Here is a 16325-nt window from a genome sequence, read left to right on the forward strand (position 1 = left end):
GCTGGGTCCGTGGGTGGGTCGTGGGCCGGGTCAGTGCTCGGCGAACTGTGGTTCGCGGCGGGCGAGCGCCCAGTACAGGACGCCGGAGACGACCGCGCCGAGCAGGGTGAAGTCCCCGTCGAAGGTCTCCACCAGCGCGCCGGTCCACAGCGCGGACTCGGCGGTCAGGCACGCGAAGACGATGCCGACGCCGAGCGCGATCATCCCGGCGGGATGGAAGCCGTTGCGGTACCAGTAGGCGCCGCCGCGCATGTCGTGCAGGCCGTCGGCGTCGTAGCGGCAGCGGCGCATCAGGGTGTCCGCGATGAACACCCCGCCCCACGGCGCGAACACCACCACGAGCACGGACAGGAAGCTGGTCAGGTTGTCGGTGAAGTTGCCGTTGAACAGCGCCCACAGCGAGCCGACCAGGATGAACGCGGTGCTGACCAGGATGCCCTTGGAGCGCGACCAGGGGATGCCGAGCACCTGGAGGTTCAGGCTGGAGGAGTACAGGGTCAGGATCGAGTTGGTGATCGAGCCGCCGACCACGAGCAGCAGGAAAAGCGCCTCGAACCAGTTCGGCACCAGGTCGGCGACACCGGCCACCGGGTCGGTCATGTCCGCCTGGGTGGCCGCGGCCACCCCGACCACGCCGAGCAGCACCGAGGAGAGCATCCCGCCGGCCGCGCCCCACAGGGTGATCGAGCGCAGCGAGGTGTCCCGGGGCAGGTAGCGGGTGTAGTCCGAGGGCATCGGCAGGTAGGAGATGGGTCCGGCGACCAGGACGAGCACGGCGAGCGAGATCGCGTGGAAGGTGTTCGAGGTCTCCGGCGCGGCTCCGGTCTCCAGGCCCGGGACCACGAACAGGATCAGCAGGCCGAAGCCGATGCCCAGGACGTAGGCCATCCAGCGTTCGGCCGCCTGCACGGTGGCGTGACCCCACATCGCGACGGCGAAGGTGAGCGAGAGGGTGATCGCGAGCGCGACCACCCGGGCGAGGTCGCCGCCGGCCCAGCCGAGCTTGGCGAACAGCCCCTCCAGCGCGAACGTGCCGACCACGGTGTTGAGGATCGTGTAGCCGATCCCGACGATCCAGTTGAGCAGGCCGGCCGGGAAGTTGCCGTGTACGCCGAACGCGGCGCGCGAGACGACCAGGGTCGCGGTGCCGGTGCGGACTCCGGCGAGGCCGAGCGCGCCGACCGCGAAGAAGGACAGGCCGGTGACCACGACCACGGCGATGGCGGCCCGGAAGGACAGGCCGAACATCACCGCGAGGGTGCCGTTGATGACGAACGTGAACGACAGGTTCGAGCCGAACCACAGCCAGAAGACGTCCTTGGCGCTGCCGTGCCGTTCGTCGTCCGGGATCGGGTCGATGCCGTGGGTCTCCACCTGGAAGAGCTCGTCGGAGGCGACCCCCGTACCGAAGCCGGGCGGGGTGGCGCTCGGGGCGGTGCTCGCGGTGTCGCCTGCGGAGTCCGTGCGGGGCTGGGTCACCGGACCTCCTCTTCGTGGTGTGCGGCTCGGCTGCACGGGCGTGGGGACCGCACCGAGACCTTGAATGACATTCAAGAAGTTTGAACGCCACTCAAGGTGCGCTGCGCGCCGGGAAGGTGTCAAGAGTTCGTGACGAACCCGACCAGAATTTGACTGTCGTTCAAGGTCGACGTCGGCGGCGGGATAGGGTCGAGCTCTTGCGCGAGCGGGTCGGCCGCGCGGTCGAAAGGCGGGTGTCGGTGGTGGCCACGAGGCGGAGCGACGGTCGGATCGCCCAGGACCGGATGCTCGAAGAGGCCGTGGCGGCGATCGCCGAGCACGGCCTGGCCAAGCTGACGATGTCCGGCCTCGCCGAGCGCCTGGGCACCAGCGGCGGGCACATCCTGTACTACTTCGGCAGCAAGGATCAGCTGCTGCTGGCCGCGCTGCGCTGGAGCGAGGACCGGCTGGCCGAGGAGCGTGCCCGGCTGCTCGCGCGCCGGGTCGCGGCCGATCGCAAGCTGGACCTGTTCCTGGGCCTGTACCTGCCGGTCGGCCCGCGTGATCCGCGCTGGATGTTGTGGCTGGAGCTGTGGGCCAGGACGGCCGGCAACGCGGAACTGCGGGTGGCGCAGGACGAGATCGACCTCGGCTGGCAGGCCGACCTGGTCACGATCCTGATCCGGGGTGCGGACAAGGACGTACTGCTGATCGACGACCCGGACGCGGTCGCGTCGGAGTTGCTCGCGCTGCTGGAGGGGTTGAGTACGCGCACCGTGCTCGGGCTCGGCGGGACGACCAGGGAGAGCGCGTTGGCGATGGCGCGGCGGGCGACCGGGCGACTGATCCGCTGAGCGATGGGTGTCGCGGGCCGCCTCGATGTCGGCTCGGGTTCGGCCGGATGGTTGGTCGCGGAGGGATATGTGCCGGCCGCTCGGTGCGACGGGCACTAGCATGAGGCGTGGTCGACCTCGGGGCGTTGTCGCGCGGGTCGGTCGCGCGCGGCCGTGGCGCAATTGGTTGACGCAGCAGGTTTAGGTCCTGCCGTCCGAGAGGATATGAGGGTTCGAGTCCCTTCGGCCGCACAAGTGGTGATTTTCGGTGGTTGTCGGCCGGACTTGTGCTGGCGGCGCCGACCCCGCGCACGCTAGCTTGCGGCATGTCGTCCCTGGGGAGGCGCCATGCACTGCGAGTACTGTCCGAAGGTTTCCGGCGGCCGGGTGCAGACGCCCCCCGCGGAGATGATCGTGCCGAAGATCGCCGGTGACTGGGTCGGGTGGGTGCGGGTCGCCGAGGGACGGGTCGAGACGTTCGCGCGGCCGGCGCCGGCCAAACCCGACGCGGACCGCGTGATGAGCTTCGGCCGCCGGATCTTCGAGGGCTCGCCCAAGCGCGGGCTGCACGCCGAGATGGATTGCCTTCAACAAGCCCGGATGCTCGGACTGCCCTTGGAGACCGGCGAGTTCGCCGAGGCCGGCACCGAGGCCGCGAGCGGCTGCTGTCTGGTGTGCGCGACCGGACTGGCCGCGGTGGGCATCCGGCGTGTGCCGGCCGTGGACCCCGACCCGAACGCGTGTATGAACTGGCATGCCCCGGCGTTCTTGTTCGAGGATCCGCTGCTGTGCGTGGGGTTGATGGGAGATCGGGCGGCGCATCTGTGGTTGCGGCACCTGGCCCCGCCGGTGCGCCGGCAGTTGCGCGGGTCGCTGACGGGGGCGATGACGCGGTTGTTGGCGGGGCGCTGGGAGTGAGACGGGGCGGCCCGGCAGGGACGTGGCTGGGGTCCCTGCCGGACGGCGGCGTGCGGCCTTGTTGTGGTCCGGGCCCTCGATCGCGCGATGTGCTCTGCCCGACGGCGGGCTACGGCCCGTGGCCCTCGATCAGACCGCGTGCTCCGTACGGTCGCCGGACCAGTCGGTGTGGAAGGGGCCCTCGCGGTCCACCCGGCGGTAGGTGTGCGCGCCGAAGAAGTCGCGCTGTCCCTGGATCAGCGCGGCGGGCAGCCGCGGTGAGCGCAGGCCGTCGTAGTAGGACAGCGCGGCGGCGAAGCCCGGGGTGGGGACGCCCAGTTCCGCGGCGGTGGCCACCACCCGGCGCCAGGCGTCCTGGGCGCCGGCGATCGCGTTGCGGAAGTAGTCGGCGGTCAGCAACGAGTCGGGCTTCTGCTCGGCCTCGTACGCCTCGCGGATGCGATCGAGGAAGCGGGCTCGGATGATGCAGCCGCCACGCCAGATCTCGGCGACCGTACCGGGATCGATCGACCAGTCGTATTCGGCACTGCCTGCCTGAATCTGGTGGATGCCCTGCGCGTACGCCACGATCTTCGACGCGTACAGCGCCTGCTCGACGTCGTCGGCGAAGCGGTCCGCGTCGTCCCCGTCGAGCGTGCCGCGGGTCGGTCCGGGCAGCCCCTGTGCCGCCGCGCGCAACTCGGCGTGGCCGGACAAGGACCGCGCGAACACCGCCTCGGCGATGCCGCTGACCGGAACCCCCAGGTCGAGGGCGGTCTGGACGGTCCAGCGGCCGGTGCCCTTCTGCTCGGCGCGGTCCTGGACCACATCGACGAACGCCTTGCCGCCGGCCGCGTCGGTGTGCGCGAGCACCTCGGCGGTGATCTCGATCAGGTAGGACTCCAACCGGCCCAGGTTCCAGGTCTTGAACACCTCGGCGATCTGTACCGGTTGCATGCCCAGTGCACGGTTGAGCAGGTCGTACGCCTCGGCGATCAGCTGCATGTCGGCGTACTCGATGCCGTTGTGCACCATCTTGACGAAGTGACCGGCGCCGTCCGGACCCATGTGCGCGCAACACGGCACGCCGTCGACCTTGGCGGCGATGTCCTCCAGGATCGGGCCGAGCGCGGCGTACGACTCGGGGGAGCCGCCGGGCATGATGCTCGGGCCGAGCAGGGCGCCCTCCTCGCCGCCGGAGATCCCGGTACCGACGAAGTGGATGCCGCGCTCGCGCAGTGCGACCTCGCGGCGGCGGGTGTCGGCGAAGTGCGCGTTGCCGCCGTCGACGATCATGTCGCCGGGTTCGAGGAGCGCGGCGAACTCGTCGATCACCGCGTCGGTGGGCGCACCGGCCTTGACCATGATCACCAGGCGCCGGGGCGGCTCCAGCAGGGCGACGAACTCCTCGGCCGTGTCGGCGGGTAGGAAGGTACCCTCGCCACCGAATTCCTCGACCAGGGCGCGGGTCTTGGCCGAGGTCCGGTTGTGCACGGCGACGGTGTGCCCGTGCCGCGCGAAGTTGCGGGCCAGGTTGCGCCCCATCACGGCCAGTCCGGTAACACCGATACGAGCTCGCTCCGCCATCTTCGTCAACTCCTGCTGTCTGTCCGGGCGTCCGGAGGGAGGGACCGGGACGACCGACGAGACCGCGAACCCGATCCGTGATCGGCATGTGCGATCACTGCGACAACATCGTCCGCGCCCGGAGTTAATCCCCCACCCACAACACGCCGGCGACTGTCGCAGACCCCGCTCATGGCCGGCAGCATCGCCGAAGGCGTCGAAAGCCGGATGTCGTGCTCTCCGTGGTGGCCGCCGCCTACGGGTTGTCCTCGATGGGCGACCGGATGGCGATGATCGCGTTGACCCTGCGATTACACGATCAGGGGCGGTCCGGGGCGGTCATTTCGGCGTTGGTGATCGCGAGCGTTCCGCCGATCGTGGTGGTCGGTCCGTTGGCGGGTCCGTTGCCCGTACCGGAGATCGTGGGCGACGCGGACACGACACGAGGGTTCGCGCGCTTGGAGACGTTTCGTTCGGTCGGCAATGTCGCGGGGCCGGCTCTGGCCGGGGTGCTCGTTGCCGGGGTCGGTGATCGGGCCGTTCTGCTGGGTAACGCGGGGACGTTCGCGGTGGTGGCCGGGGTGTTCCTGCGGGCGTGGCCAACGCGCTGCAGAGTCTCGCCATCCGCAACCTCATCCACGCCCGTGTCCCACCCGAGACCCGAGGCCGCGCCTTCGCCTCCTCCAGCGCGGCCCTCAACGGCGCGAACCTGACCGGCACGGCCCTCGCCGGCCCGGCCGCGACCTCGCTCGGCGGCGCGGGCGCGCTCCAATTGGCGGGCGCGGGCACGTTGTTGGTCTCCCTGGCCGCCGCATCGGTCCTCTTTCGGCCACAGCCGGCAGAGCCGACCACGCACCCGACCCCACCGGTGAGCCAATCCACCGAGCCGACGGTCGATTGAACCCGGAGCTTCAGTCGAGCGCGTATTCGGCGGACAACTCGCGTCCGGCACCGAGGACGTCCATCGCGTACTCGGTCGGCACACCGTGCTGGTCCCAGTACAGATTGGTCATGGTCAGCGCAGGCGCGCCGGCCTCGACGCCCATGATCCGCGCGACCTCCTCCGAGACCGGGCGCACCGTGACGACGTCACGCCGCCGCACGGCCCGTCGCCCGGAGCGCTCCTCGACCAGCCCGAAGGTCATCGTCGGCAACGGCTCCGCGACCAACAACTCAGGCGCCATATCGGCCAGTCGGCCCGACAGCCAGGAGGTCGACAGGGCAACCACGCCGTCATCGTCACGGTACAACCGCCGCCTGCGCACCACCTCCGCGCCATCCGCCAGACCGAGCGCGTCGGTCACATGCTCGTCCCCCTCGATCAGCTCCGCCCCCAGAATCTCGACCCGCTCCCCACCCCGAAACCCACTCCCGGTGGCCCGCACCAACGCCAAGCGATCCGGCCCGGTGGTCAACCGTCGCGGCGTCGTCACGATGGTCCCGACGCCTGGAATCGATTCGGCATAGCCGTCCGCCCGAAGCACCGCAGCGACTCGGGTGGCGGTGGCGATCGAGACTCCCTCGGCCTCCACGATCTCGCGCACGGACGGTACGCGATCACCGGGCCGCAACTCGCCTCGATCGATCCGAGCGCGAATCTCAGTCGCGATCCGCCGGTACGGCGGCAATCCCTGTGGGCCGGCCACGGTCACACCTTTCTGTTCTAGTGCGCTTTAGAGCGGTTGTTGACGCAACGAGGTGTTCTAGAACACTATAAATCGAGGCGCCCCTCAGCGACAGAGGGATTGCGGCGTGGCAATCGGTCGCGCCCGGCCGGCGCTGTCCGATCGGTGAAGCCCGATCGGTGAAGTCCGAACTGTGGGAGCGCACGTGAACCAGCAGGAGCCCGAATCGGTGCGCGTGCGATTGTCCGGCGATCCCGGGCGCTCCATCGAACTCGCGTTGCACCAGGGGCGCGGGTTCGCCGGGAACCGGTCGAGTTTCCATCTCACCCGCAGCCAGGGTCGGCACGTGATGCTCGCTCTTCAGGCCACGCTCGTCCGAACCCTACCCGGCCCGATCATCCATCGCGACGGAACGCTTGGCGGCCCGCGCACCACGTCCCAAGGAGGGGACCAATGATTCGCGACCCTGACCGACTCGAAATCGGATTCACCACCGTCAAGCCCGACTGCTGTCCCGTTCGGGACAAGGACACCGGCCTGATCGCGATGCCGCTCGTGGTGCGTGATGAGCGCGGAGCGCCTGTCGGGGAGACCGAGTCGGTGCTCGACGGGATCGGGGCGGAGTCGATGTACGCCTACCTCGACCGGACGCCGAGCGCAGTCGACGCACCCCGGGGTGCGCGATGACCGAGATGTCGATCGCCAAGCCGGTTCCTGTCGCCGCCGCCTCGGCTCGCGAGGTGCGGGTGACCGTGGGGCGGGTGGGCGATGAACTCGGGCTGGTCGACGAGGCCCGGGAGAGCGTGGTGTTGATGGCCTCCGAACTGGTCGCCGATGCCGCGCTCCGCTCGGAAGTGCCGTGGCTGATCGTCGGGATCAACACGCAACTGGTGCAACTCGACCACGCCGAATGGGAGTTCGCGCCCGTCGTCTATCTGGGTGTGCGTGAGGTGGTTCCGCGACCGACCTGGACCCCCTACGGCTACGGCGCCCAGCTCACCCCCGCACGCCGCTTCGACCGTGGTCGGGGGCTCGGGCTCGTCGCCGAATTGGTCCACCACGACTGGGCCGGCGGCCGTTGCGGCTGGGTCCCGGGGCCTGCCGGTCCCACCTCGTGGTTCCTTGCCACCGACCTGGACCCGCACCTCGTGACCGGCTCGATCGGCAACGCACTCATGGCGGCGAGCGGCATTCGCGACGAGTGCCTCCTGACCCCCGAGATGTTGCCGACTCCCGAGGCAACGGCGGAAGTGGCGGCCCTCGGTGGGGCCTGAGCCGGCTCTGTCGGGGCAGGGCCGAAGGGGCGTCTCGGTGGTGGCCCGGTGGGGAAATCCGGTTGTCCGGGGATTGCGCGCACCGGTACCCATGTGGCCATGAAGTCATCGATTCGTCGTACCCGGCACGCGTTGCCGCGAGGTGAGGCCGAGGTCTGGGCGCCGGTCTCCGCGCGGTACGGGATACCGCCGTACGGCTGCAAGTATCTGTACACCGCCGGTGCGTTGCGCGAATTCATCGCGTCGGCGGGTTTGTTGGTGAGCCATGGGCAGTATCTCGCCGCCGCGTCGCTGTCGCTCAACGGTGCCGAACTCGTGGGGCGGTGTGTTTCGGAGCGCACCGAGCAGGGTGTCACCCAGCGGTTGCGCAACGGGCTGGCCTACCTGGAGAACCTGGAAACGGCCGAGGAGGGTGAGCTCGTCCCCGAGGTCGACGCCCTGGTCAAGCTGCGCGGTTTCACGGCTCACCCCACCCTCGAACCGCCCGCCGGGTCGGAACTCCAGTTCTCCCACGGCACGTTCGAGTACCTTCTCGATCGGTTGGCGCTCGCCGCCGACCGGCTGTGGACGGACGCCGACGCGAGCGTCGTCCGCAAGTTCTCCGGCGCGAAGATCGCCCCGATGCGTACGGACGGTAAGAACCTGTACGTCGAGGCTCTACTCGCGCACCTCGACGCGGGTCACACGCCGGGCACGCGGATTCCGTACGAGGAGAGTTGGCGGGTGCGCTCCGCGACGGCGGCCGGCCGCTGACGTATCGCCCCTCGGGCCCGGGCCGAAGCCCGAGGGACGGTGCCCGAGGCACGGCCGCCGGTGGGGCCCGTCAGTCGCGCTCGGGGTGCACCGCGGCGCGGGCCAAGCGGAGTACACCCGCGCGGATGCGTTCCGGACCCAGTTCCGGCAGCAGGGCCGTGACGTGTTCGGCGGCCAGGGGCGCCAGGAGTGCGTGCGCCGCGTGATCCGGATCCGTCGCCGTCGCGTCCAGCAGGATCGTCACGTGGCGGTGCCAGAAGCGGTAGGCGCCGATGCGGTAGCGGGCGCCGGGGGACGAGGTTTCCGACATGCGGATCAGGTCGAGGTGTTCGAGTAGGTAGTCGACGTACGCGTCGACGAATGCGCCGAGGCGTTCGGCCGCCGGAGCGCCCGGGCCCAGGGGCGGGGGGCCGTGCAGGATCGCCTCCTGCAAGACCCGCTCCCGCGCGTCCAGGAGCGCCGCCGCCAGGCCCGACTTGTCGCCGAAGCGGCGGAAGAGCGTGCCCTTGCCGACTCCGGCAGCCGCCGCCACCTGGTCCATCGATACCGCCGCGACGCCCTGTTCGGCGAACAGCCGCGCGGCGGCCTCCAGGACGGCGGCTCGGTTGCGGGCCGCGTCCGCGCGTTCCCTGGGGGGTGGAGTGCGGAGCAGGTCCAGGGGGATTGCAGAAGCGGACTGCGGTCCGTTAATCTCGTCGTGAGCCACAAGCGGACTATAGTCCGATTCCCTGCGAGGTGGAGGCACCGCCATGACCGCACTCATCACCCGAGACGAACTGCGCACCGAGATCGCCGCCGGCACCGTGACCGTCGTCGACGCGCTCGGCGGCGAGTACTGGGCCAAGCAGCACCTGCCCGGCGCGCTCGCCCTGGTCCGGGACGAGGTCGACACGCTCGCCCCGACCCTGCTGCCCGATCACGACGCGGCGATCGTCACGTACTGCTCCAACCCCGCCTGCCCGAACAGCGGCCAAGTCGCCGACCGCCTCACCCACCTCGGCTACACCAACGTCCGCAAGTACGCCGAGGGCATCGAGGACTGGACGAACGCGGGCCTCCCGACCGAATCGGCGTGAGTCCACGGCGTCGGGGACGGGGAGGGCCGAGGCGAGTCCGCCACGTCCCTCCCCGATCGGGATCACCGGATTCGGATCGGGCCAACCCGGGGTCGCGGTGTGCTCCCGGCGGCATGGGCGGCCGTTGCGCGGCGACTGATCAGGGTGCGTCCTTCAGGTCGGTGATTCGGCCGCCGGCCAGTGGGACGCGGTACCGGACGTCGATCGTGGAGTCGCCGAAGTGTTCGGTGACGATCACCGTTGCGCTGCCCGCGCCGCTGCCCTCGTAGTGGACCTCGCGGCTCTGTGGTGTGTTCTGCGCGCGGAAGACCGGGTCGGCGCCGTTCTCTTCGGCCCACGCGTCCAGGCGGGCGTTGAGTTCGGGGGTGAGGAACTCGTTGCGGACCTCGGTCGGGTCCATGTTCGGGTTGGTGCCGTTGACGGCGGACAGGTACTGGTCGTAGAAGGCGGTCACCTTTGCCACGACGCCGATTTGTCGGGCCTGATGTACGCCGGGCGGTGCTCCGCCGGTTGCGGCGAGTGCCGGAGCGGCGGCGCCGGCGGAGAGGAGGAGTCCGGCGGCCACTGTGACGGCGGCCGTACGGCGAATCCTGGCGGTCATGTCGACCTCCGCTTGCTTGGGGATGTGCCCTTGCATCGGTGGAGACGTCCAACCAGTGGGACGGGTTGCGTGACTTTGCCCGGCTTTACCGTTCGGGAATCGATTCGTTCCCTTCAGGTGGCGTCGGGCGTCCCCGTCAGCGTTTCTTCCGCATCGTCCAACACGGACTGCGGCAACCGGGTGTAGGAGAGCAACCGGCCGCCCGAATCGCGGATCCGGGCCGCCACTTCGCGAGCCCAGATGTTCTCCACGAACAGCACCACCACCAGCGAGTCGTGTGGCATGACCTGCCCGATCTGGTCGACGTCCTCGTCCCCGGCCAGACCCAGCAGCTCCCGTGCGGCCAACTCCGCCGCCATGTCGCGCAGTCCCTCGAACTCGCTGACCTCGTGGCTGCTCACCTCGCCCGCCATGTCCTTGACCACGATCAGCGCGTCGATCAATCGCACGTCGCCGCGCTCCTCGACCGACTCGAACGCGTCCAGCACGGCCGGGGTCAGCCGCTGGCCCGGAAAGCCCAACACGATGGCGTCGACGGGTCCCAACTCGGCCATGCTTCCTCGTCTCGGGGAGTAGGTGCGGCGGTGAAGAGCAGGTGCGGTGCCGGAGCCGGGTACGGCGACGGAAGTAGTGCGGTGGCGAAGTGGAGCGTGCTCGCAACTTCGTGCCCGTTCCCGCTTCGCGCGCATTCATGTGTCGCCGCACGACCCGCCTCCGCCGACCCGGGCTCACCCCTCGTACGCGACCACCGACGCCGCCGGTTTCGGGGCGTCCGGGCGCTGCCACTGCCCGAGGTACACGTTGCCCTTCGCCGACACCACTCGTGACGACACCGGCGCCGGCAGCGCGACCTGCCAGGCCGGTTCGCCGGTCTTCGCCCTCAGCGCGATCAGGTGGGCGGCGTCGTCGCCGGTCGCGCCGGTCGACGTCGCATCCATCGAGACGTAGACCTTGCCGTCGGCCACGACCGGTGTCTCCAACGCGCCGTGGGACGGCATCTCGCGCTTCCAGACCACATTGCCGGTCTTCGCCTCCAACGCGTGGACCGCGCCCTTGTTCACCGAGCCGGCCGGCCCGTTCGTGGGCGACGCGCCGCCGGTCGTGGAGGGCAGTACGCCGGCCTGCGGCTCGGAGGGGTGGCTCGCCACGTACACGACGTCGTCCACCCGGGCGATCCCGCTGACGTTGCGGGTCTCCATCTCGTACTTCCACACCTGCGCGCCGGTGAGCGGATCCACCGCCACCACGCCCGACTCGGCCTCGTCGTCGGCGGCATCGTAGACGAGGAACGCGGTGTCGCCGGCGAGGGTGAGGCCGTTGCTGGGTCCGCCCTCGACCGGGATCGGGCCCCAGAGCGCGGCGCCGGTGGTCGCGTCGCGTGCGTAGCGCTGCCAGGTGTACGCGCCGCCGCTCCGGCCGGAGGTCACCAGCGCGAGCACCTGGTTGCCGGCCGGCACCACGTTGCGTCCCCATGGGCAGTCCTTGAACGGGATCTCCCACTTCGGACTCCCGCCGCGGTCGTACGCGCGGATAACCGCCGGGTACGAGGAGTACCTGGGCTCGGCGAGCACGTAGACCAGGCCGCCGGCGAAGACCGGCGTCGCCGGCAGACCGGTGTCCTTGGACATGTCCGCCTTCCATACCTCCCGGTGCGTGGTCGCGTTGATCGCGACGATCCGCCCGGGGCCGGTGGAGGACGAGTTCTCCTCGGCGACGCCCAGATACAACAGTTCGCCGTCCAGGCCCGCCGGCAGGTTGACCCAGCGGGCCGCGTACTCCAGGACCCAGCGTTGTTCGCCGTTGAACGGGTCGAAGGCGTGCACGGTGCAGGTCGAGGGCTGGGACGGCTCCGGGACCAACGCCGAGGTGTCCACCGTCCAGGAGACGACGAACACGTGGCTCTTCGTGGTCAGCGGTGCGGACACCGAACTGCCGGTGGTGGCCTTGCGCCAGACCTGCTTGCCGGACTCCGCGTCGATCGCGGTGACCTGGCCCTTGCCGCCGCCCACGCCCTCCGCGACGTGGTAGACGAGATCGCCCTGCACGCTCAACGAGGAACCGGCGGCGGGGCCTGCCGGATACGACCACACCTGCTTGCCCGGATTCGTCTCGTCGCTCGCCAGCAGCCATCCGATGCCACCGCCGGCCGCGGCCACGACGAGCGCGCCCCCGCCGAGCAGGAGGGATCGGCGGGCCAACGCCCTCTTCCCGACCGGCGGCTCCGGCATGCCGACGGTCGGCGGCAGGCTCGGCTGCGGTGGCGGGCCGGTGGGGCCGGTCGGGCCGGTGGGTTCGCCCGAGGTGCCTGGGCCGCCCGAGCCGGCCGGCGCCGCCCGGGTCGTCGCGGTGGGTGCGCCGTTGTCCGCTCCGATGCCCAGTGCCCGAGTCGGCGGCTCCGGGGCCTCGTTCGTCGCCTCGGCCGGCGCCGCCGGATCGCGCAGGTGCCGCCGCTCCAACTCGGCCGCGAGTCCGGCCGGCAACCACGAAGTCACGGGCGGCGGTTCGTCGTCGCCCAAGCAGCGCTCCAGCACGGTGACCGGCTCGGGCCGCCGGGTCGGGTCCTTGTCCAGGCACTCGGCGAGCAAGTCCCGCACTCCGTCCGGCACATCGGCTAACAACGGTTTGTCCCGCAGCACCCGCAACATCATCTGCAACTGCGGCACCGGCGGATCCTGATGGAACGGCCCGCGCCCGGTGGCCGCGAACACCAGTACCGAGCCGAGCGAGAACACGTCGCTCGCCGGCCCGAGGGTTCGCCCGTCCGCCTGCTCCGGTGACATGAATGCCGGCGACCCGACGACCCGGCCCGTTCCGGTCGGTCCCCGGCCACCCTCGTCCACCGCGCGTGAGATGCCGAAGTCGATCACCCGCAGCCGGTCCCGGCTCAGCATGACGTTGGACGGTTTGAGGTCGCGATGGATCAGGCCCGCGCGGTGGATCGCCATCAGTGCCTCGGCCAACTGCGCGCCCAGGACGCGAAGCGCGCCCTCGGGCAGCGGGCCGTACCGGGTGATCGCCTCGGACAGCGACAGTCCGGTCAGGTATTCGGTGGCCAGCCACGGCGGTTGCGCGTCCGGGTCGGCCTCGGCGATCGGCGCGGTCCACGCGCTGTCCACCCGCCGGGCCAGGTCTACCTCGCGCCGGAAGCGGTCCCGGAAGCCGTGATCCGTCGCGAACTCCGCGCGCACGGTCTTGACCGCGACCCGAACCCCGCTCGGGGACGTGCCGAGGAACACCTCGCCCATCCCGCCCTCGCCCAACCGGCCGCGCAACCGATACGGCCCGAGCCGTGTCGGATCCCCGTCGCGCAGTGCTTCCATGACCACCGTTCCCCGTTCCGGTCGTACAGGAGTGGCCACTTTAGCCGCCGCCCGGAAAGGGCAATCAGGTGCTTCCCCCGCGGAAATACTGTTGCCAGACCTGGGTTTGCCGGGTCTCCGCGTGATCCGGACCCAGCACTCGGGCGAAGTCGGCGATCAGCGGGTCGTACAGAGCCAGTGCCTCGCCGCGATATCCCGCGAGGCCGCGATTGACCGCGTGACCCGCCCGCGCGACCAGCGATTCCAGGCAGTCGGTGCCCAGGATCCGAATCGAATCCAGGGCGAGTGCGCCGTACATCGCGGCGGCCCGGAGCGGATCGCCGGATTCGCCGGTGAATCGGGCCTGGAAGCTGCGCGCGGTCAGTGTGCTCTCCGCCTCGGCGCCCAGCGCGCGGGTCATGTCCGCCACGAGCTGGGTGAACAGGGCGACCGCACGCGGCGGTTCGCCGCCCTCGCCGGTGAACCTGGCGTGGCACAGCCGCATGTCCAAGGTGACCCAGTCGCCGGGACCCAGATGCTGCGCGGCGACCGGGATCAGGCCGCCCAGCAACTGGGCGGCGCGCCGCGGATCGCCGTCCTGGCCGACGAAGTGGGCGTATGCCCGGCGGATGTTGAGCGTGTCGCGATCGGTGCTGCCCAGCACCCGGCTCGCGACCTCGCCGAGTTGGTGGTAGAGCCGGATGGCCGCCGCGGGATCCTCGCGCATCCCCCACTCCCAGACGGCGCCCACCTGTTCGTTGATGCGGACACGGGAGGGGTACGGCTCTTCGAGCGGACGAGGGGGCCGCACGATGCGGAAAGGCGAATCCATGCTCACCTCCGAAGATGTCGCATCCGAGTGTGCGACCTGCCGCTGCGTTGTCGGTAGGGGTGTGTCCGTTCACGTTCGTCCCGGCTACTCGGCGCATGGGCGGATCGGCGACTCGGGGGATCGGGGGATCGGGGGATCGGCGGACGATTCCGAGGTCGGGCGCGTGTTCCGCGGTGGAGGTTGGAGAAAATCGACGTATTCGTACGCCAGTTCGAGTTCTTGTGTTCGGACGGCGTGCTCGGGCATTCGATGTGGTTCGATTCGAAATGCGCGGATAAAGATCTCAAATGACGTCAGAAGCCGCACTGGGTACGCCCGTTCGAGGTTGGTTGGATGATCTGTCCGTTTATAGGCGCGTCGTTCGACGCGCCAGACCCGGCACTCGCATACAGTTCGGTCGAGTGGAGGACGACGAGATAGCCCGGACGGGGCCGGGACGAGCGGACGCGGAGGTGCCCATGGGCGCATTGCGCAAGGCCGGCTCGTGGCTCGGGATCGGTTCGGGGGACGTGGACGACGACCTGTACCGCACCGGCGCGGGTGCCTACGAGACCGGTACATACGACGCAGACGACGACGACACGGGGTCGCGCTGGGTCTACGACGACGAGCCCGAGGAGTCGCGTTCGCGTGCCCTGGAGGGCAGCGTGGTGCCGGCGTCGGAGGTGTTCGCCGCGCGGGCGGCCGCCTCGGAGACACCGGCCCGGCCGAGCACGCGGATCGCCGTCGTGCACCCGAAGAGCTACCACGAGGCCAGAGCGATCGGCGAGTACTTCCGGCAGGACATTCCGGTGGTGATCGACCTGACGGCGATGGACGAGTCGGATGCCAAGCGGGTCGTCGACTTCGCCTCGGGGCTCACCTTCGGCCGCCGCGGTGCGATCGAGCGGCTGGCGAAGCGGGTCTTCCTGCTGATGCCGGCCGACGCCCGGCTGCTGACGGGCGACCCGTCCCAGCAGAACCACGACGGGTTCTTCAACCAGGCGTAGCGGGCGACGGGGCGTGGCCGGTGGCGGGATGCGGCCGGCGATGGGGCGTGGCCGATGACGGGATCCGGCTGGGGCGGGTCGGGTGAGGCGGCCTCGGCCCGGGATCGGCATGCCGTGATCGTTTGGCTTGGCCACCTTGCCGCGCGCACCGCGCTCGGCACGTCGACGGTGCCGCGATTTGCGCCGGGTCGAATGTGTCGACGGTTCGTGGCCGCGTGACTGTGTGGCAGGCAACCGGGCGTGAGTGCGCCGCGCACGGGACTTCGTACGGACCCGGGCTCGGGTGGGCCGGGTCCGTACGCCGTTCAGGGGTCGAGTCGGTCCAGGTCGGCGGGTGTATCGATGTCGAACGGGTCGGCGATGTCGGCGCACTCGATCAGCCGCACCCGGGCGCGTTGTGCGGCGAGCAGGGCCCGGGCGCCGGCGTCGCCCTCGGCCGTACGGGCCAGTTCGGTCCACCAGGCGCGGCCGAACAGGACCGGATGGCCGCGTTTGCCGGCGTAGCCCGCCGCGATCAGGTCCTCGCGCGCGCCGGATGCGGCGATCAGGCGCGCGACGGCCGGGGCGCCCACGCCGGGCATGTCCACGAGGGTGACCACGACGGCCTCGGCGTCGGTGGGCAGGGCGGCGACTCCGGCGGCGAGCGAGGAACCCATGCCGCTCGCCCAGTCGTCGTTGCGCACCACGACGACGTCGGCCAGGTCCGCCTCGGCCAGCACGGCGTCGACCTCGGCCCCGAGCACCACCACGACCCGGTCGCACCCGCCGCGCAACAGCTCGCCGACCCCGAACTCGACCAGCGGCCGCCCCCGATGCTTCAGCCGAGCCTTGGCCTGCCCTCCGAGCCGCCGGCCGCCCCCGGCCGCCAGCAACAACCCGACCACGCCACCCACGGACACACTCCTCTTCGACGACGACCGGACGACCGGAGCCTCCATCGCACCACGGGGCCGCTGGAGCGGCACGGGGGGTGGGGTGGGGGAGGAGCGGGGGGTGGGCGGGTCGGGGGTCGGGGGTGTGGTGAGTCGGGGTCGGGTCGCGGGGTGGTGAGTCGGGGTCGGGTCGCGGGGTGGTGAGTCGGGGTCGGGTCGAGGGGTGGTGAGACGGGGTCGGGTCGCGGGG

The 16325-nt window shown here is 70.6% G+C and carries 17 protein-coding genes and 1 tRNA gene; 9 read left to right on the top strand and 9 right to left on the bottom strand.

Annotated elements, in window-relative coordinates:
* Positions 1–30 precede the first annotated feature (30 nt).
* The gene (locus tag A3IC_RS0128040) at positions 31–1479 is read right to left on the bottom strand and encodes a cytosine permease (protein WP_020553392.1); all 1449 of its coding nucleotides are present in this window, start codon (positions 1477–1479) and stop codon (positions 31–33) included.
* Between the two features lie 284 nt (positions 1480–1763).
* Here A3IC_RS0128040 and A3IC_RS0128045 point away from each other — a divergent pair, with 284 nt between their 5' ends.
* From A3IC_RS0128045 to A3IC_RS0128055, 3 genes are all read left to right on the top strand, one after another.
* Positions 1764–2312 (top strand): TetR/AcrR family transcriptional regulator, encoded by a 549-nt coding sequence (locus A3IC_RS0128045; protein WP_052173838.1) that lies wholly within the window; start codon positions 1764–1766, stop codon positions 2310–2312.
* A gap of 147 nt (positions 2313–2459) precedes the next feature.
* A tRNA-Leu gene (locus tag A3IC_RS0128050) sits at positions 2460–2543 on the top strand.
* A gap of 135 nt (positions 2544–2678) precedes the next feature.
* The gene (locus A3IC_RS0128055) at positions 2679–3209 is read left to right on the top strand and encodes a hypothetical protein (RefSeq protein ID WP_158696123.1); all 531 of its coding nucleotides are present in this window, start codon (positions 2679–2681) and stop codon (positions 3207–3209) included.
* A gap of 129 nt (positions 3210–3338) precedes the next feature.
* Here the strand turns inward: A3IC_RS0128055 and gndA are convergent, their stop codons facing one another.
* Positions 3339–4775 carry an NADP-dependent phosphogluconate dehydrogenase gene (gene gndA, locus A3IC_RS0128060; protein ID WP_026218828.1) on the bottom strand — a complete coding sequence of 479 codons (1437 nt, stop codon included), beginning with the start codon at positions 4773–4775 and terminating at the stop codon, positions 3339–3341.
* A 574-nt stretch (positions 4776–5349) separates the two neighbouring features.
* Between gndA and A3IC_RS0128070 the strand changes: the two genes are divergently transcribed.
* The gene (locus tag A3IC_RS0128070) at positions 5350–5655 is read left to right on the top strand and encodes a hypothetical protein (protein ID WP_020553397.1); all 306 of its coding nucleotides are present in this window, start codon (positions 5350–5352) and stop codon (positions 5653–5655) included.
* A 10-nt stretch (positions 5656–5665) separates the two neighbouring features.
* Here the strand turns inward: A3IC_RS0128070 and A3IC_RS0128075 are convergent, their stop codons facing one another.
* The gene (locus A3IC_RS0128075) at positions 5666–6406 is read right to left on the bottom strand and encodes a GntR family transcriptional regulator (RefSeq protein WP_020553398.1); all 741 of its coding nucleotides are present in this window, start codon (positions 6404–6406) and stop codon (positions 5666–5668) included.
* A gap of 426 nt (positions 6407–6832) precedes the next feature.
* On the opposite strand from A3IC_RS0128075, the gene A3IC_RS0128080 reads away from it, so the two are divergent.
* The 3 genes from A3IC_RS0128080 (at position 6833) to A3IC_RS0128090 (ending at position 8406) form a co-directional block, all read left to right on the top strand.
* Positions 6833–7066, top strand: a complete 234-nt coding sequence (locus tag A3IC_RS0128080; RefSeq protein ID WP_020553400.1) for a hypothetical protein — start codon at positions 6833–6835, stop codon at positions 7064–7066.
* Positions 7063–7653 carry a hypothetical protein gene (locus A3IC_RS0128085; protein ID WP_020553401.1) on the top strand — a complete coding sequence of 197 codons (591 nt, stop codon included), beginning with the start codon at positions 7063–7065 and terminating at the stop codon, positions 7651–7653. Before A3IC_RS0128080 ends, A3IC_RS0128085 begins: the two co-directional genes overlap by 4 nt.
* Positions 7654–7752: 99 nt before the next feature.
* Entirely contained in the window at positions 7753–8406 is a 654-nt protein-coding gene (locus tag A3IC_RS0128090) for a hypothetical protein (protein ID WP_158696124.1), read from the top strand.
* Between the two features lie 70 nt (positions 8407–8476).
* Here A3IC_RS0128090 and A3IC_RS0128095 read toward each other — a convergent pair whose 3' ends face one another.
* A complete protein-coding gene (locus A3IC_RS0128095) occupies positions 8477–9112 on the bottom strand; it encodes a TetR/AcrR family transcriptional regulator (RefSeq protein ID WP_020553403.1) in 636 nt (211 codons plus the stop codon).
* 43 nt (positions 9113–9155) lie between these two features.
* On the opposite strand from A3IC_RS0128095, the gene A3IC_RS0128100 reads away from it, so the two are divergent.
* Positions 9156–9482 (top strand): rhodanese-like domain-containing protein, encoded by a 327-nt coding sequence (locus tag A3IC_RS0128100; protein ID WP_020553404.1) that lies wholly within the window; start codon positions 9156–9158, stop codon positions 9480–9482.
* A 139-nt stretch (positions 9483–9621) separates the two neighbouring features.
* Here the strand turns inward: A3IC_RS0128100 and A3IC_RS66890 are convergent, their stop codons facing one another.
* From A3IC_RS66890 to A3IC_RS56925, 4 genes are all read right to left on the bottom strand, one after another.
* The gene (locus tag A3IC_RS66890; protein ID WP_020553405.1) at positions 9622–10083 is read right to left on the bottom strand and encodes a YqhG/Tai3 family protein; all 462 of its coding nucleotides are present in this window, start codon (positions 10081–10083) and stop codon (positions 9622–9624) included.
* 113 nt (positions 10084–10196) lie between these two features.
* Entirely contained in the window at positions 10197–10637 is a 441-nt protein-coding gene (locus A3IC_RS0128110) for a DUF6325 family protein (RefSeq protein WP_020553406.1), read from the bottom strand.
* A gap of 174 nt (positions 10638–10811) precedes the next feature.
* A complete protein-coding gene (locus A3IC_RS62760; protein ID WP_052173832.1) occupies positions 10812–13403 on the bottom strand; it encodes a protein kinase domain-containing protein in 2592 nt (863 codons plus the stop codon).
* Between the two features lie 64 nt (positions 13404–13467).
* Positions 13468–14214 (bottom strand): hypothetical protein, encoded by a 747-nt coding sequence (locus A3IC_RS56925; RefSeq protein ID WP_020553407.1) that lies wholly within the window; start codon positions 14212–14214, stop codon positions 13468–13470.
* Positions 14215–14672: 458 nt separating this feature from the next.
* Here A3IC_RS56925 and A3IC_RS0128125 point away from each other — a divergent pair, with 458 nt between their 5' ends.
* Positions 14673–15203: a cell division protein SepF gene (locus A3IC_RS0128125; protein ID WP_026218831.1), complete on the top strand. Its 531-nt coding sequence runs from the start codon at positions 14673–14675 to the stop codon at positions 15201–15203.
* Positions 15204–15508: 305 nt separating this feature from the next.
* On the opposite strand, the gene A3IC_RS0128130 is transcribed toward A3IC_RS0128125, so the two are convergent.
* Positions 15509–16141 (bottom strand): nucleotidyltransferase family protein, encoded by a 633-nt coding sequence (locus tag A3IC_RS0128130; protein ID WP_052173834.1) that lies wholly within the window; start codon positions 16139–16141, stop codon positions 15509–15511.
* Positions 16142–16325 lie beyond the last annotated feature (184 nt).

This window comes from Embleya scabrispora DSM 41855 (assembly GCF_000372745.1).
Taxonomy (GTDB): Bacteria; Actinomycetota; Actinomycetes; order Streptomycetales; family Streptomycetaceae; genus Embleya; species Embleya scabrispora.

Coding starts and splice junctions, on each gene's coding strand:
- A3IC_RS0128045 (WP_052173838.1), top strand. CDS start 1,764: ATGCTCGAAGAGGCCGTGGCGGCGATCGCCGAGCACGGCCTGGCCAAG.
- gndA (WP_026218828.1), bottom strand. CDS start 4,775: ATGGCGGAGCGAGCTCGTATCGGTGTTACCGGACTGGCCGTGATGGGG.
- A3IC_RS0128080 (WP_020553400.1), top strand. CDS start 6,833: ATGATTCGCGACCCTGACCGACTCGAAATCGGATTCACCACCGTCAAG.
- A3IC_RS0128085 (WP_020553401.1), top strand. CDS start 7,063: ATGACCGAGATGTCGATCGCCAAGCCGGTTCCTGTCGCCGCCGCCTCG.
- A3IC_RS0128090 (WP_158696124.1), top strand. CDS start 7,753: ATGAAGTCATCGATTCGTCGTACCCGGCACGCGTTGCCGCGAGGTGAG.
- A3IC_RS0128100 (WP_020553404.1), top strand. CDS start 9,156: ATGACCGCACTCATCACCCGAGACGAACTGCGCACCGAGATCGCCGCC.
- A3IC_RS66890 (WP_020553405.1), bottom strand. CDS start 10,083: ATGACCGCCAGGATTCGCCGTACGGCCGCCGTCACAGTGGCCGCCGGA.
- A3IC_RS0128110 (WP_020553406.1), bottom strand. CDS start 10,637: ATGGCCGAGTTGGGACCCGTCGACGCCATCGTGTTGGGCTTTCCGGGC.
- A3IC_RS62760 (WP_052173832.1), bottom strand. CDS start 13,403: ATGGAAGCACTGCGCGACGGGGATCCGACACGGCTCGGGCCGTATCGG.
- A3IC_RS56925 (WP_020553407.1), bottom strand. CDS start 14,214: ATGGATTCGCCTTTCCGCATCGTGCGGCCCCCTCGTCCGCTCGAAGAG.
- A3IC_RS0128125 (WP_026218831.1), top strand. CDS start 14,673: ATGGGCGCATTGCGCAAGGCCGGCTCGTGGCTCGGGATCGGTTCGGGG.
- A3IC_RS0128130 (WP_052173834.1), bottom strand. CDS start 16,141: ATGGAGGCTCCGGTCGTCCGGTCGTCGTCGAAGAGGAGTGTGTCCGTG.